13 protein-coding genes are annotated in these 13,961 nt (G+C 74.0%); 3 read left to right on the top strand and 10 right to left on the bottom strand.

Features of this window, described 5'->3' with window-relative positions; all coding sequences use genetic code 11:
- Positions 1 to 7: 7 nt before the first annotated feature.
- The 5 genes from CFP65_RS06995 to CFP65_RS06975 form a co-directional block, all read right to left on the bottom strand.
- On the bottom strand, positions 8 to 1,351 hold the full coding sequence (locus CFP65_RS06995) for an STM4012 family radical SAM protein (RefSeq protein WP_104815264.1): 1,344 nt from the start codon (positions 1,349 to 1,351) through the stop codon (positions 8 to 10).
- Positions 1,348 to 2,202: an STM4013/SEN3800 family hydrolase gene (locus tag CFP65_RS06990; protein WP_104820700.1), complete on the bottom strand. Its 855-nt coding sequence runs from the start codon at positions 2,200 to 2,202 to the stop codon at positions 1,348 to 1,350. Before CFP65_RS06990 ends, CFP65_RS06995 begins: the two co-directional genes overlap by 4 nt.
- Before the next feature lie 35 nt (positions 2,203 to 2,237).
- The gene (locus tag CFP65_RS06985; RefSeq protein WP_104815263.1) at positions 2,238 to 3,368 is read right to left on the bottom strand and encodes an STM4014 family protein; all 1,131 of its coding nucleotides are present in this window, start codon (positions 3,366 to 3,368) and stop codon (positions 2,238 to 2,240) included.
- Between the two features lie 13 nt (positions 3,369 to 3,381).
- Positions 3,382 to 4,335 (bottom strand): STM4015 family protein, encoded by a 954-nt coding sequence (locus CFP65_RS06980; protein WP_104815262.1) that lies wholly within the window; start codon positions 4,333 to 4,335, stop codon positions 3,382 to 3,384.
- A 130-nt stretch (positions 4,336 to 4,465) separates the two neighbouring features.
- Positions 4,466 to 5,431 carry an STM4015 family protein gene (locus CFP65_RS06975; RefSeq protein WP_104815261.1) on the bottom strand — a complete coding sequence of 322 codons (966 nt, stop codon included), beginning with the start codon at positions 5,429 to 5,431 and terminating at the stop codon, positions 4,466 to 4,468.
- A 138-nt stretch (positions 5,432 to 5,569) separates the two neighbouring features.
- Here CFP65_RS06975 and CFP65_RS06970 point away from each other — a divergent pair, with 138 nt between their 5' ends.
- The 3 genes from CFP65_RS06970 to CFP65_RS06960 all read left to right on the top strand — a co-directional run bounded on the left by CFP65_RS06970 (position 5,570) and on the right by CFP65_RS06960 (position 7,623).
- A complete protein-coding gene (locus CFP65_RS06970) occupies positions 5,570 to 5,896 on the top strand; it encodes a hypothetical protein (RefSeq protein ID WP_104815260.1) in 327 nt (108 codons plus the stop codon).
- Positions 5,897 to 5,958: 62 nt separating this feature from the next.
- Positions 5,959 to 7,155, top strand: coding sequence for a DUF6745 domain-containing protein (locus tag CFP65_RS06965; RefSeq protein ID WP_371682376.1), 1,197 nt, complete (start codon positions 5,959 to 5,961; stop codon positions 7,153 to 7,155).
- 102 nt (positions 7,156 to 7,257) lie between these two features.
- Positions 7,258 to 7,623, top strand: coding sequence for a hypothetical protein (locus CFP65_RS06960; RefSeq protein WP_158702069.1), 366 nt, complete (start codon positions 7,258 to 7,260; stop codon positions 7,621 to 7,623).
- 9 nt (positions 7,624 to 7,632) lie between these two features.
- On the opposite strand, the gene CFP65_RS06955 is transcribed toward CFP65_RS06960, so the two are convergent.
- Genes CFP65_RS06955 through CFP65_RS06935 form a run of 5 tightly spaced genes read right to left on the bottom strand, consistent with a single transcriptional unit; the run spans position 7,633 to position 13,909 of the window.
- Positions 7,633 to 8,466: a PaaX family transcriptional regulator C-terminal domain-containing protein gene (locus CFP65_RS06955; RefSeq protein WP_254552267.1), complete on the bottom strand. Its 834-nt coding sequence runs from the start codon at positions 8,464 to 8,466 to the stop codon at positions 7,633 to 7,635.
- 4 nt (positions 8,467 to 8,470) lie between these two features.
- Positions 8,471 to 10,861 carry a bifunctional salicylyl-CoA 5-hydroxylase/oxidoreductase gene (locus CFP65_RS06950; protein WP_104815258.1) on the bottom strand — a complete coding sequence of 797 codons (2,391 nt, stop codon included), beginning with the start codon at positions 10,859 to 10,861 and terminating at the stop codon, positions 8,471 to 8,473.
- Positions 10,858 to 12,504 (bottom strand): AMP-binding protein, encoded by a 1,647-nt coding sequence (locus CFP65_RS06945; RefSeq protein WP_104815257.1) that lies wholly within the window; start codon positions 12,502 to 12,504, stop codon positions 10,858 to 10,860. The genes CFP65_RS06950 and CFP65_RS06945 overlap by 4 nt, the downstream gene beginning before the upstream one ends.
- Complete coding sequence (locus CFP65_RS06940; protein WP_104815256.1) at positions 12,501 to 13,424, bottom strand: acyl-CoA thioesterase II; 924 nt, start codon at positions 13,422 to 13,424, stop codon at positions 12,501 to 12,503. The genes CFP65_RS06945 and CFP65_RS06940 overlap by 4 nt, the downstream gene beginning before the upstream one ends.
- Complete coding sequence (locus tag CFP65_RS06935; RefSeq protein WP_104815255.1) at positions 13,424 to 13,909, bottom strand: cupin domain-containing protein; 486 nt, start codon at positions 13,907 to 13,909, stop codon at positions 13,424 to 13,426. Before CFP65_RS06935 ends, CFP65_RS06940 begins: the two co-directional genes overlap by 1 nt.
- Between the last annotated feature and the right edge of the window lie 52 nt (positions 13,910 to 13,961).

The raw sequence follows: 13,961 nt of genomic DNA, 5'->3' as shown, positions 1-13,961 counted from the left end.
CGCGGCCTCAGCGGAGCTGGTAGGAGGCCATGTCGGCCCGGACGGAGTCGGAGAAGAGGGCGGGGCCGATCGCGTCGGAGTGCGCCAGGCCCTCGGGGGTGAGGGTCAGCCGGTCTTCGGTGAAGGCCAGTCGGTCGCTCAGCGGGGCCAGCTCGGCCGCGAAGTCCGCGACCGCCTCGGTGCCGAAGCGGCGCCGGTAGTCGGCCAGGTCGAGCCCCTCGGCCTGGAGCAGCGACTGGATCAGGTGCCGCCGCCGGGATTCGTCCGGGGTCATCGCCCGGCCCACCTCGGCCCGGGAGAAGTCGGTGGTGGCCACGTACGCGTCGATGATGCCGCGCACCTCCCGGGCGTCCACCGCGTAGTCGAAGGAGTAGTGCAGCCGCGAGGTGTACGAGCGCGCGCCGCAGCCGAGCCCGACCATGCCGTCGGTCTGGCAGCTGTACTCGCTGCTGCCGGCCTCGGGCGAACCGGCCCGGCGGAACATCCGCATCGAGACCTGCTGGTACCCCTGCCCGAGCAGGTGGTCCCGCCCGGCCCGGTAGAGCCGCAGCCGCTGCTCGTCCCAGCCGGCCGGGGTGGCCTCGGCGGCCCGGCGGGCCAGGCCGGTGAGCGGGCGGACGTACAGCGGGTAGAGGTAGAGCTCCTCGGGCTGCCAGGCCAGCGCCGCGTCCAGCGAGCGGAGCCAACTGGCCTCGGTCTGCCCGTCGATGCCGTAGATCAGGTCGATGTTGAGCACCGGGAACCCGGCCTCGCGGACCCGGCCGAGCGCCGCCTCCACCGCGGCCCGCTTCTGCGGGCGGACGGCCGAGCGGGCCTCCTCGTCGAGGAAGGACTGCACGCCCAGGCTCAGCCGGGTGGTGCCGCGCTCGGCCAGCACCCGCAGCCGGTCGGCCGTGGCGGTGTCCGGCGAGGCCTCCACCGAGAGCGGGACGGCCCGCAGGTCGGCGCCCAGCCGGTGCTCGGCGATGTCGCAGAGCCGCTCCAGCTCACCGGCCGTCAGGTAGGTCGGGGTGCCGCCGCCGAAGGCCGCCAGCGCGAACCGGGCCCCGCCGTCCAGCGCCTCCCGGACGGTGGCGGCCTGCCGGTCGAGGGCGTCCAGGTAGGCGGTGGTCAGGCCCTCGGGGCTGCCGATCCGGGTGAAAAGGTTGCAGAACCCGCAGCGCACCTCGCAGAACGGGATGTGCAGGTAGAGCGAGAGCGCGTGCTGCGGCTCGCCCGCCCAGAGCTCGCGCAGCTCGGGGCGCGGGCGCAGCGGGCGGTAGGCCGTCTTGTGCGGGTAGGCGTAGACGTACGACTGGTACGGCGAACCGGCGGCCGGGACGGCGGTGGTGAGGGGCAGCAGGCTGGTCATCGGGCGCTCTCCTCGCCGGCCGGAGCGGTGGCCCCGGCGGTCTCGCCGGCGGCCGGGACGGTGACCTGGGCGTACGGGACGGTCCAGACCACCTCGTGGCCGATCCGGTGGCCGGTGTAGCCGTCCTCCCCGTAGGCCGTGCCGTGGTCGGAGCAGATGACGGCGAAGCACGGCAGGCGCCGGCTCATCGCGGCGAGCAGCCGGGGGATGTGCCGGTCCACGTACTCCAGGGCCGCCGCGTGGCTGGCCCGGGAGTCGCCGTCCGCGCGGGTGGCGCCGGGCAGGTGGAACCAGTTGGGCTGGTGCAGGGCGGAGACGTTGAGCAGCAGGAAGAGCGGCCGGGTGGCGGCGTGCTCGGCCGCCACCTGTTCGGCCCGGGCCACCTGGGCCTCGAAGGAGGTGGGCGAGGGGACGCCGAACTCGGGCTCCCAGTGGCTCTCCTGGAACATCCCCGGCAGCACCGAGCCGAGCGGCCCCTGCTTGTTGAAGAAGCCGACCCCGCCGATGCAGACCGTCCGGTACCCGGCGGCGGCCAGCGCCGAGGGCAGGTCGGGCGTGTCGAAGACCCAGGTGCGCGGCTCGGTGGTCTCCGAACCGGCGAACCGGGCCGCGAACAGCCGCGGGTGCGGGCCGCCCGGGTCGGCCGGGGTGGGCAGGAAGCCGGCCAGCATCGCCTGGTGCGCGGCGTAGGTGAAGCTGCCCGGGGTGTGCCGGCGCTCCCAGCGCCCACCGGGCAGCAGGGCCGCGAGGTGCGGGATCCGGCCGGCCTCGGCCAGCTCCTGGGCCACGTCGTAGCGGAGCGTGTCCAGGGTCAGCAGGAGCAGGTGGTGGCTGCCGACCACCGCGTTCATGTCGGGTATCTCGGACGTGTCGTGGTGCTGGTCTGTCACGGTGCTGGGGTCCTCGGTGGGTGGAGAAGGGCGGCGAGCTGCGCCCGGTGGGTGTCCAGGCCCTCGGCGGGCGAGCCGGGCAGGCCGGTCAGCCGGGGCAGCAGGTCGCCGAAGGCGTTGACCTCGCCGATGTGCGAGCGGCGCCAGCCGGTGGCCGGCAGCAGGTCGACACCGACCATGGGGGAGCGGGGGAAGCAGGCGGCGGCCCGCTCGCAGACGACGAGCAGCTCGGGCCAGTGCGCGCCGGCCGTCTCGACGGCGAGGGCGAGATCGCCCCGGGCGCCGCCCAGGTGGAGGTTGGTCATCGGGCTGCGGCTGGTGCGCACCACGGCATGGGTGGCCCGGCCGGCGACCACCACCACCCGCAGGTCGGCCGCCCGGCCGCCCTGGGAGGCCTTGGGGATCCAGCGCTCGACCTGCACGCCGTCCGGCGCCAGCCGGTCGACGATCGCGGCGATCTCCGGCTCGGCTCGGTGGCGGCGCACGCGGAGCGAGTTGTGCAGCTCGCCGCCGACCAGCTCGGCCGAGGTGGTGGCCTGGACCTGCCCGCGCGGGCCGAACTCCAGGGCCAGCACCCCGCTGGCCGAGGAGCCGTGCGCCGGTTTGACGAAGACCCGGGGCAGCCCGGCCGCCGCCAGCCGCTCCCGGAGGTCGGCCCAGCCGAGCACCGGCCCGGCCGACTGGTCGAGCGCGGCGGGCACCGGCACCCCGGCCGCGTCGAGCAGCCGGTGGGTGGCGCGCTTGTCGAACATGGTGGCGATCTCGCCCGGATCGCCGAGCAGCACCGCCCCCGGCGTGGCCCGGACGGCCGCCGCGAGCCCCTCCAGCGCGGCCCGCAGCCCCGCGTACCAGGCCGCCCCGCCCTCGACCCTGGTCGGCGCGTACCCCGCGCCCAGCGCGGGCCCGCGCAGCAGCCGGTCGACCGTCTCGTCCTCCCCGGGCGAGTCCAGCCGCACCCACGTGCCGGGCGTGAGCCGGTACGTGCCGCGCAGCACGTCCAGCCAGGGCAGCACGGTGGGCTCGGCCAGCCCGGCCGCCCGGGCCGCCTCGGCGAACAGCGCCACCCGGCGGTGGCCGGCATGGCCGACCACCGTGAAGTGGGGCGGCGGGGAGGGGAGTCGGGTCATCGGGGCGGGATCCTCACTCGCCGTTGGCGATGTAGCGCCAGTCGTCGCTCGGGTCCTCGCGCTCGGTGAGGTCGACGGTGACACCGGGCAGGGCGGCGCGGAGCCGGTCGATCATCGGGTCGGTGAGGAAGTGGTGGTGCAGGTCGAGCGAGGTGAGGTGGGTGAGCGGCTGGCCGGCCAGCAGCGCCTCGGCGCCCTGGTCGGTGAGCACGCCCATGGCCAGGCTGAGGCTCTCCAGCCGGGCCACCACCGGGGCGGAGGCCACGGCGGCGGCGATCTCGTCCTCCAACTCGCTGTTCTCCAGCCCGAGGTGGCGCAGCGCGGGCAGCCGCGACCCGTCCAGGAACGGCGCCAGATCGGCCACCGTGGAGTCGCCGCCGTAGTCGGAGGTGCCGAGCCAGAGCTCGAGCCGCTCCAGCGCCGGGAAGTCGCTGCCGCCGACCGCCCGCACCACCTCGGCGGGCAGCCCGCCCGCCTCGAAGCGCAGCGCCTTCAGCTTCTGGTGCCGCACCGGGCTGAGCGCCAGCCCCTCCTTGCCGTCGTAGTCGCCGGAGGCACCGCGCACCACCAGCTCGGTGAGCTGCGGGAACTGCTGCAGCACCGGTGTCACGTCGCACATCTGGAGCCAGGAGAGCTCGCACTGCTCGAAGGTCACGTCCCCGATGAACAGCGCCTCGAGCCGGGGCAGCCGGTGCGCGCTCGCCACCACGACGGCCAGCGACTCGGTCAGCGGGACGTAGTCCTCACTGAACCACGGCCCGATCACCACCGCCTTCACCCGCTCGGTGTCCACCAGCTCCAGGAACTCGGCCCAGCGCTCGGCGAAGCTGCCCTCGGCGTCGTAGTGCAGCCCGACCCGCCAGGCCACCGCCTCGGCCGCCGGGTGCTCCCCGGCCTCCCCGTCCTCGGGGAACAGGTCGAAGACCGGGAGCCGGTGGAACTCCGTCAGATGCTGGCTGATCGCCATGGCGCCTCTCCTGGTGGATTTTCGCCCGCACCTGCGGCGGTGCGGAGAGTACTGGTGTATCAGTCCGGACCGACAATACGGACAGCGGGCTGCGGCCTCGGCCGTCCGCCGCTCGGCGGCTGCTCGTCGACTACTCGGAGAAGGCGACGTACCGCCAGATCTCGCCGTCGTCCTCGTCCTCCTCGGCCTCCTGGGGCTCGTCCAGCCGCACTGCCACCCCCGGCAGGGCGGCCCGGAGCCGCTCGCTCGTCGCCTCGGTGAGGTAGTGGTGGTGCAGGTCGAGCGAGGTGAGGTGGGTGAGCGGCTGGCCGGCCAGCAGGGCTGCCGCGCCCTCGTCGGTGAGGGTGCCCAGGGCGAGGCTGAGGCTCTCCAGCCGGGCCACCACGGGGGCGGCGGCGATGGCGGTGGCGATCTCGTCCTGGAGTTCGCTGTCCTCCAGGCCGAGGTGGCGCAGCTTCGGGAAGAGCCCGCCGGCCAGCAGTGGGGCGAGGTCGGGCAGGGTGATGTCGCCGCCGTACTCGTCGACGCCCAGCCAGAGGTTGAGGCTCTCCAGGGCGGGGAGTTCGCTGGTCAGCACGCCGGTCAGCACGGCGCGCGGCAGCCCGCCCGACTCGAAGCGCAGGGTGCGCAGCGCCGAGTGCCTGACCGGGGTGAAGACGTCGACGCCGCGTCCGCCGAGCTCCTCCAGCAGCGGGTACGCCTCGGCGAGCGGGGCGAGGTCGCAGAGCTCGATGTACGCGAGGTCGGACTCCTCGCGGATCAGGTCGCCGAAGAAGACCGCGCGCAGCGCGGGCAGTCGCTCGGCCGAGTCGACCAGCAGGCGCACGATCTTCTCGGCGGGGACGGCGAAGTACTCCGACCACTCGCCCACGACCAGGGCGCGCACCCGGCCGGTGTCGACGGTGGCCAGGAACCGCTGCCACTTCTGCTCGAAGCTCTCCAGGAGGAGGCGCTGGTAGCCCGGCCCCCACTCCTCGTCCACCGCGATCCGCCAGGCCGCCTCGGCGGCATCCGGCAGCGGGCGGTCCTCCTTGGGGCTCGGGAAGCCGACCACGGGCAGCCCGTGGAATTCCTTCAGATGCTCCTCGACGCTCATGCCTCGATGCCCCTCGTCTCCTTCTCACGCCTGATCGTGGCGGCCATGTCTATCAGCTGACGGCCTGATTGTCTGACCCGGACCCTAGGTTTCCCGATGCAGGCGGAGAGCCCGCCCGCGCAGTGGAGGAGGACCCAGGTGTACCGCCAGGGAGACGTCCTGATCGTGCCGGTCCCGAAGGAGGCCGCCCCGGCCTCGGACCACGGCCTCACCCGCCGGCCCCGCGACCCGCGCGGCCGGCTGGTGCTGGCCCTCGGCGAGGTCACCGGCCACGCCCACGCGGTGGTCGGCCCCGGTGAACTCCTGCGCGAGCCGGGCCCGTTCGCCACCGCCTGGCTCCACCTCCCCGAGGGCGGCAGGGTGGTGCACGAGGAGCACGCGGCGATCCCGCTCCCCAAGGGCTGGTACCGCGTGGTCCGCCAGCGCGAGTACCTGCCGGGCGCGGTGCGCGTCGTCTCCGACTGACGGCCTGTCGCGCCCCTGCCGTACCCCTCCCGATGATCCAGCTCCCTTGAGAGGAACCCCAAGTGACCCAGCTCGGCGCCCGCCCCCTGGCCCCCCGACCCCCGGGCGAGGTGATCGGCCACTGGCGCCAGGTCGCCGTCCAGACCGGGCCCGCCGACCGCGCCACCGCCGAACAGGCCGTCCGCGCCGCCTACCGGGCCGCCGGACTGGCCGAGCCCGCGGCCGTGGTCTGGCTGGACTCGCCGCTCCAGGGCGCGCTCGCCGCGCTGCTGCTCACCGGCTGCGCCGAGCGGCTGCGCGACTGCCTCCCCTGGGCGCGGGTCGAGCCGCAGCTGGCCCGGGTCGCCGCCCGCCTCGCCGAGCACGCAGCCGCCGCGGACCCCGGGGTCGGTGTCCGCGAAGCGGTCCGCACCCGGCCCTGGGAACGGGCCCGGACGCGGACCCACGGCCGGCTCGGCGCCCTCGGCTGGGCCGAGCTCTGGTCGCTGACCGGTGGCGAACTCTGGCCCTCCAGCCAGGCGTTGGCCGGCCGCATCCGGGGCGCCGTCGCCGAAGAGCTGCACGGGGCGGGCGAGTTGGGCGCCGGCGCCGAGCCCGAGCTGCGCGAGCGGACGGCAGCGGCGGTCGGCGTCATCCAACTCGCGCTGCTCGAAGCGGTGTTGGGGCAGCACGACGCGCCCTGGCTGGCGGCCTTCGACGCCGCCGAGGAGCTGGACGCCGGACTCGAACCGCTCGCCGAGCTCGCTCGGTCGGTCGGCTGGTGGTGGCCGTACGAGCGGGTCGTGCTGCTCACCGAACGGCCCACCGAACTGCACCGCGACGAGGCCGGCCGGCTCGACCGCGCCGACGGCCCGGCCCTGGCCTACCCGGACGGCTTCGCGCTGCACGCCTGGCACGGCATGCCGGTGCCCGCCGATTTCCTCGCCACCCTCGGCGGCCTCACCCCGGAGCGGATCCGGGCCGAGGAGAACGCCGAGCTGCGCCGCGTGATGCTGGAGCACTACGGCTACGAGCGCTACCTCGCCGACTCCGCCGCCGAACCGCTCCACCGGGACGAGACCGGCACCCTCTGGCGGATCCAACTCCCCGACGACGAGCCCGTGGTGATGGTCGAGGTGCTCAACTCCACCCCCGAGCCCGACGGCACCTCCCGCACCTACTGGCTCCGGGTGCCCCCGCAGACCCGCACCGCCCGCGAGGGCGTGGCCTGGACCTTCGGCCTCCCGGCCGACCAGTACCACCCGCGGCGCGAGACCTGATCCCCGCCGAGGGCCGGCGGCGTTCGGCCGAACGGGCTGTGCGGGCCGATGGTTCGTGTGCGTCGCCATCGCCCGTCGGCCCGGAGGTCCTATACCTGGCCCATGGCACTGAACAGAGAGTTGTCCCTGCACGAGCTCGACGTCGCCTGGATCCTCGCCCTCTGGAAGGCGATCCACGGCGGAGACCCGTCCCCCGAGGTGGCCGAGCCCGCCGTCCTGGCCGCGGCCGCCCTCGCCAGCCAGCTCGCCGCCTCCCACGGCGGCAGCGCCTTGACCTTCCCCCAACTCCAGGAACGCCTGGCCGGCTTCGGCGTCACCGTCACCCACGGCCCCGAGCGCGAGGCCGCCGCCCAGACCGACGAGGAGGGCCGGCTCTCCACCGTCTCGCGCCAGTACTGCTTCCACTACAACGGCGGCACCAGCTGCGTCGACGTCCCGCCGGTCAGGACCCACCCGCCCATCCGGTAGCCCTCGAGCTCACCGGGGCCAGTACTGGGCCGCGTGGGCGAGGGCGCCGGGCTCCAGGGTGGCGACCAGGTGCTCGAAGAGGCGGACGGCGGCGGGGCCGTTCCAGTCCGCGGTGAGGACTTCGGGCGGGAGTCCGGGGTCGCGGAAGGGCAGTTTGCGCCAGTGGTCGACCACCGAGAGGTAGCGGACGAAGGAATCCGGGTCGCCGGAGGCGGAGGGCGTCGCACCGCCGTGCTCGGTGATGAACTCGCGGTAGCGGCGGTCGATTTCGGCGAGGTCCCAGCCGTTGCGGACGGTGGTGGTGAGCTGCTGGCCGCCGACGTAGTCGCCGACGAAGACGGCGCAGTGTTCGGTGAGGTCGAGTTCGGCTATGGCGCGGCGGGCGGCCGGGAGCATCCGGGCCGGGGCGATCCAGACGGCGGAGCCGATGTTGCCGAAGCCGAGGGAGCTGAGGTGGGCGGTCAGCTGGTGGCGGACGGCGCGGGCGGATTCGGGGACGGAGAAGTTGACCAGGCACCAGCCGTCGCCGAGGTCGGCGGGCTGGCGGGCGTGCCAGATGACCTCGTCGCCGGCCGCCAGGGATTCCAGGGCGGCCGGGGTCAGGGCGTAGCCGCGCTGGCCGGAGCGGGTCTGCGACTCCAGCCAGCCGCGCTTCTTGAGCCGGAAGACGGCGGTCCGCACGCTCGCCGCGTCCAGCCCGGCCTGCCCGAGCAGCTCCACGGCGCCGGCGATCGGCATCCAGTCGCCCAGCGGCCGCACCACTGCGCCGAGGAAGCTGACCAGCAGGGTCCGCGACCGGCGGGCGGCGGTGGCCGGCGCCCCGGCACTCTTCGTCTCGCTCATCCGGTCATGATCTCATCGGACCGGAAGGCTCGGCGGCCGCGCCCGGCGTCCACCGCAGGTGGACCTGGTCGGCGCCGCCGGTGCGGAGCAGTTCGAGCCGGGGCGGCACGCGGTCGGTGCGGGCGGTGGGCGGCTTGCGGCGGCCGGCCTCCCAGGGGAGCGGCCAGGCGGCGGCGGGGCCGGCGTACTCCTGTTCGGCGGCGGCCTGCAGGGTCCACTGCGGGTTGTAGAGGTGGGTGCGGCCGAGCGCGCAGAGGTCGGCCCGGCCGGCCAGCAGGATGGAGTTGACGTCGTCGTAGGAGGAGATCGCGCCCACCGCGATCACCTTGACCCCGGCCGGCTCGGCCACCCGGTGGCGGATCTTGTCGGCGAACGGGGTCTGGTACGAGCGGCCGTAGGCCGGCTTCTCGTCCTGGGTGACCTGCCCCGAGGAGACGTCGATCGCGGCGGCGCCGTGCGCGATGAAGGCCCGGGCGATCTCCACCGCGTCCTCCTCGGTGTTGCCGTCCGGCACCCAGTCGGTGGCCGAGATCCGGACGGTGACCGGGATCGCGGCGGGCACGGCCTGCCGCACGGCGTCGAAGACCTCCAGAGGGAAGCGCAGCCGGTTCGCCAGCGGGCCGCCGTACTCGTCGGTGCGGTGGTTGGCCACGGGGGAGAGGAAGGAGGAGAGCAGGTAGCCATGGGCCGCGTGCACCTCGATCAGGTCGAACCCGGCCCGCACCCCGCGCTCGGCGGCGGCGGCGAACTCAGTCACCACCCGGTCGAGATCGGCCCGGGTGGCGGCGCGCGGCAGGTGGCTGCCGGGGCCGTACGGGAGGGCGGAGGGGCCGATCACCTCCCAGTTGCCCTCGGGCAGCGGCTGGTCGATGCCCTCCCACATCAGCCTGGTCGAGCCCTTGCGGCCGGAGTGGCCCAGCTGCAGGCCGATCCGGCCGGTGGTGTTGGCGTGCACGAACTCGGTGACCCGGCGCCAGGCTTGGCCCTGCTCCTCGGTCCACAGGCCCGGGCAGCCCGGGGTGATCCGGCCCTCCGGCGAGACGCAGACCATCTCGCTCATCACCAGCCCCGCACCGCCCAGCGCCTTGGACCCGAGGTGCACCAGGTGGAAGTCGCCGGGTACGCCGTCCACCGAGGAGTACATGTCCATCGGGGAGACGACGATCCGGTTCTTGAGCTCCAGCGGCCCGATCGAGACCGGCTGGAACATCGCCGGCGCGACCGCCGGCGCCTGCTCGTGCCGCGCGAACTCCCGTTCCATCAGCGCCGCGAACCCCGCGTCCCGCTCCCGCAGGTTCTCGAAGGTGATCCGCCGCGACCTGGTCAGCAGGTTGAACGCGAACTGGGCCGGCGCCTGGCCCGCGTACATGCCGATGTTCTCGAACCACTCCAGCGAGGCCTGCGCGGCCCGCTGGGTGGACTCGACCACCGGCTTGCGCTCGGCCTGGTACGCCGCCAACGCCGGCTCCACCGCGGGGTGTTCGTGCAGGCAGGCGGCCAATGCCAGGGCGTCCTCCATGGCCAGCTTGGTGCCCGAGCCGATCGAGAAGTGCGCGGTGTGCGCGGCGTCGCCGAGCAGCACCAGATTGCCCTCGTACCAGCGCTCGTTGCGCACGGTGGTGAAGCTCAGCCACTTCGAGTTGTTGGTCAAGACCCGGTGGCCGCGCAGCTCTTCGGCGAACAGCTGGCGGATCCGCTCCACGGCGTACTCGTCCGATTCGCCCGGTGGCAGCTCCCGGCCCTCGGTGCGGTCGAAGCCGGCCCGGCGCCAGACCTCCTCGTGCATCTCGACGATGAAGGTGGAGCCGGATCCGGAGTACGGGTAGCCGTGGATCTGCATGGTGCCCCACTCCGTCTGCTTGACGAAGAACTGGAACGCCTCGAAGACCAGGTCGGTGCCGAGCCAGATGTACTTGTTGCGCCGTCGGTCCAGCGCCGGGCCGAAGGACTCCGCGTACTTGGCCCGGATCGCCGAGTTGAGGCCGTCGGCGGCCACCACCAGGTCGTGGGAGAGCCGGAGTTCGGCCGCGTCCGGCACCGGGGTGCAGTAGTGGACGGTGACGCCGAGCTCGGCGGCCCGGCGCTGGAGGATGCCCAGCAGCTCCTTGCGGCCCATCGCGGCGAAGCCCTGGCCGCCCACGGTGAAGCGACTGCCCGCCACCTCGATGTCGATGTCCGTCCAGCGGGCGAACCGCCGCTCCATCGCGGCGTGCACCACCTCGTCGGCGTTGCCGATCCCGCTGAGCGTCTCGTCGGAGAAGACCACGCCGAAGCCGAAGGTGTCGTCCGGCGCGTTGCGCTCCCAGACGGTCACCTCGTGCGCCGGGTCCAACTGCTTCATCAGGGCGGCGAAGTAGAGCCCGCCCGGGCCGCCGCCCGCGATCGCGATCCTCATGCCTCGTCCCCCGTCCGGTCCGCCACGAGCTGCCGGAGCTTGAAGTGCTGGAGCTTGCCGCTGGGATTGCGCGGCAGCGCGTCGGTGAACCGCACCTCGCGCGGGTACTTGTACGGCGCGAGCAGCCCCTTGACGTGGTCCTGGAGCTCCTTGACCTTGGCCGCGTCCCCGGCCACGCCCTCGCGCAGCACCACGAACGCGCAGACCACCGAGCCGCGTTCGGCATCCGGCGCGGCCACCACGGCCGTCTCGGTCACGTCCGGGTGGGTGGCGATGGCGGCCTCCACCTCGGGGCCGGCGATGTTGTAGCCGGAGGAGACGATCATGTCGTCGCTGCGCGCCTGGTACCAGAAGTAGCCGTCCTCGTCGCGCAGGAAGGTGTCACCGGTGACGTTCCAGCCGTTCACCACGTAGTCGGCCTGCCGTTCGTCGTCCAGGTACCGGCAGCCGACCGGGCCGATCACCCCGAGCCGCCCCGGCACCCCGGGCCCGGCCTCGGTGCCGTCCGGGCCGAGCACGGTGGCCCGGTACCCGGGCACCGGCCGGCCGGTCGAGCCCGGGCGGATCTCCGCACCCGCGGCCGAGATGAAGATGTGCAGCAGCTCGGTGGCGCCGATCCCGTCGATCACCTCGATGCCGAGCTCGGCGCGCAGCTGCTCCCAGAGCCCCTGCGGGATGTGCTCGCCCGCGCTGACCGCCCGGCGCAGGCCCGAAAGCTGCTGCACGCCACCTGACTTGACGATCTGCTGGTACGCGGTGGGTGCGGTGGCCAGCACCGTCACCCCGTGCTCGGCGACCAGCCCGGCCAGCTGCACCGGGGTGGTGGCCTCGGTGAGGAAGGCGCAGGCGCCGGCCCGGAGGGTGAAGACCACCAGCATGCCCAGGCCGAAGGTGAAGGCGAACGGCGCGGTGCAGGAGACCAGGTCGTCCGGGCGCAGCCGCAGCGTGCACCGGCCGAAGGTGTTGTCGATCGAGAGCAGGTCGCGGTGGAAGTGCACGGTCACCTTGGGCACGCCGGTGGTGCCCGAGGTCGGCCCGAACAGCGCCACGTCCTCGGCGGCGGTGTCCACGGCCGTGTACCGCCCGGACTTCGCCCCGGCCCGCCGGCTCAGGTCGTCGGCGCCGTCGCCGCCGTGCGCCAGCACGATCAACTCCGGTGCGGCGGAGGCCCGCAGGGCCAGCACCTCGTCCAGGTACCGGTGGTCGACCAGGGCCACCACCGGCCGGGTCTTGGCCACGATCGGCCCCAGCTCGCGGGCCCGCAGCGCGGCCATGGTGGAGACCACGATCCCGCCCGCCTTCAGCACCCCGAGCCAAGCGGCCACCGCCCAGGGGTTGTTGGGGGAGCGGAGCAGCACCCGGTTGCCCGGCACCAGGCCGAGGTCCTCGGTGAGCACCTGGGCCACCTGGTCGGAGCGCAGCCGCAGCTCGCCGTAGCTCCACACCTCGCCCTCGGGGGTGCGCAGCGCGGGCCGGTCCGGGCCGTGCTCCTCGGTCGGCCGGTCGATCAACTCCACGGCTGCGTTGAGGCGTTCGGGGTAGCGGAGCAGCTCGGTGGTGAACTCCAGCACCGGCCACTGCCCGGCCGGCGGCAGGTGGTCCCGGGCGAAGGTGTCCAGGTGGGCCGTGGCCGGGCCGGTCATGACCGCCCCACCTCCGGCCCGCCCGCGCGGATCATCCCCTCCTGCAGCACGGTGGCCAGCTGCGCGCCGTCGGGGCCGAAGAACCGGCCGGAGCCCAGACCCCGCCCGGCCTCGGCCGCCTCCGCCTGCTGGGCGTAGAGCAGCCAGCCGTCCGCCACCCCCGGCCGGAGCGGACGGTGGAACCACATCGCGTGGTCCAGGCTGGCGGTGACCAGGCCCTCCTGCGCCCAGTGCAGGCCGAGCACCCGCAGCACCGGCTCCAGGATCGTGTAGTCGCAGACGTAGGCCAGCGCCGCCGCGTCCCGCTGCGCGTCGGTCAGCCCCTCCACCGGCCGCAGCGCGTCGAACGGCCTGACCCAGACGGCCTGGTGGGGGACCCGGGCGCCCTCCACCGAGAGGTAGACCGGGCCCGGCACGTGCCGCATGTCGAAGCTGCGGCCGCCGGACCAGTAGGCCTTCGAGCCCGCCGTCATCGTGCCGCCGCTCCGGTCGGCCAGGTACTCGGCCGAGCTGGGCAGCTCCTCGGGGCCTGGCACGGCGGGGAGTTCGGGCTGGTGGCTGCCGCCGGGCTCGCCGGCCGCGAAGTTGGCCAGGCAGACGTAGAGCGCCTTGCCGTTCTGGTACCCGCGCACCTGCCGGGTCGCGTACCCCCGGCCGTCGCGCAGCAGCTCCACCTCGTACCGCACCTGCTTGCCGATCTCGGCCGGGCGCATGAAGTAGGAGTGCATCGAGTGCAGCGCCTTCCCGTCCGTCACCGAGCGCATGGCCGCCGCGGTGGCCTGGGCGACCAGGTCGCCGCCGTACGCCTTCGGCCAGGGGCAGGGCTGGGTGACGGCGGTGAAGGCGAGGTCGAAGTGCTCGGGCTCCGCCGGGGTCAGCGTGACGGCGGCGGTGAAGGCCTCCGAGGTGGTGTCGGCCATCAGGGGCGCTCCAGCCAGTCCGGCAGCTCGGCGTCGGGCACCTGGGGGAGGTTGACCACGATGTTCTCGGGGGTGCGGGTGGTCATCCAGGTCAGCGGGTTGTTCCGGTCGAGGTTGCACTCCACGTGCGGCAGGAAGGGCGGCACGAAGACCCAGTCGCCCTCGGTCAGGTCGAGGTAGTCCTCGAACTTCGCGCCGAAGTAGATCCGGCCCCGGCCGGAGAGCACGTACCCGCCGGTCTCGGCCTCGCCGTGGTGGTGCGGCACGGAGCGGTACCCGGCCTCGTTGTGCACCTTGCCGAACCAGAGCTTGGTGGCCGGGGTGTGCTGGATGCTGATCCCCGAGATCCGGGTGGCGCCGTCCGACTGCCCGGTGTCCCCGGGCTCGGTGCCGGCCCTGGTCACCACCGGCACCACCAGGCCGCTCGCCGTGGCGTACATCGAGTTGTCACCGTCGAGGATGTAGTCGCTGGGCGTGGGGTCCATCGAAGCTCCTAGTCAGAGGTGCCGTGGTGTTCAGCCGTCGAAGCGGACGGTG

This window comes from Kitasatospora sp. MMS16-BH015, from assembly GCF_002943525.1.
In the GTDB taxonomy this organism is placed as follows: domain Bacteria; phylum Actinomycetota; class Actinomycetes; order Streptomycetales; family Streptomycetaceae; genus Kitasatospora.
The sequence above is the reverse complement of the archived record's forward strand: the minus strand, read 5'-3'. Positions and strand labels throughout refer to the sequence as shown.

What these genes read in the sequence shown, in the direction of transcription:
- CFP65_RS06955 (WP_254552267.1), bottom strand. Translation starts at nt 8,466, where the DNA reads ATGAGCGAGACGAAGAGTGCCGGGGCGCCGGCCACCGCCGCCCGCCGG.
- CFP65_RS06945 (WP_104815257.1), bottom strand. Translation starts at nt 12,504, where the DNA reads ATGACCGGCCCGGCCACGGCCCACCTGGACACCTTCGCCCGGGACCAC.
- CFP65_RS06950 (WP_104815258.1), bottom strand. Translation starts at nt 10,861, where the DNA reads ATGAGGATCGCGATCGCGGGCGGCGGCCCGGGCGGGCTCTACTTCGCC.
- CFP65_RS06995 (WP_104815264.1), bottom strand. Translation starts at nt 1,351, where the DNA reads ATGACCAGCCTGCTGCCCCTCACCACCGCCGTCCCGGCCGCCGGTTCG.
- CFP65_RS06975 (WP_104815261.1), bottom strand. Translation starts at nt 5,431, where the DNA reads ATGAGCGTCGAGGAGCATCTGAAGGAATTCCACGGGCTGCCCGTGGTC.
- CFP65_RS06980 (WP_104815262.1), bottom strand. Translation starts at nt 4,335, where the DNA reads ATGGCGATCAGCCAGCATCTGACGGAGTTCCACCGGCTCCCGGTCTTC.
- CFP65_RS06960 (WP_158702069.1), top strand. Translation starts at nt 7,258, where the DNA reads ATGGCACTGAACAGAGAGTTGTCCCTGCACGAGCTCGACGTCGCCTGG.
- CFP65_RS06940 (WP_104815256.1), bottom strand. Translation starts at nt 13,424, where the DNA reads ATGGCCGACACCACCTCGGAGGCCTTCACCGCCGCCGTCACGCTGACC.
- CFP65_RS06990 (WP_104820700.1), bottom strand. Translation starts at nt 2,202, where the DNA reads ATGAACGCGGTGGTCGGCAGCCACCACCTGCTCCTGCTGACCCTGGAC.
- CFP65_RS06935 (WP_104815255.1), bottom strand. Translation starts at nt 13,909, where the DNA reads ATGGACCCCACGCCCAGCGACTACATCCTCGACGGTGACAACTCGATG.
- CFP65_RS06985 (WP_104815263.1), bottom strand. Translation starts at nt 3,368, where the DNA reads ATGACCCGACTCCCCTCCCCGCCGCCCCACTTCACGGTGGTCGGCCAT.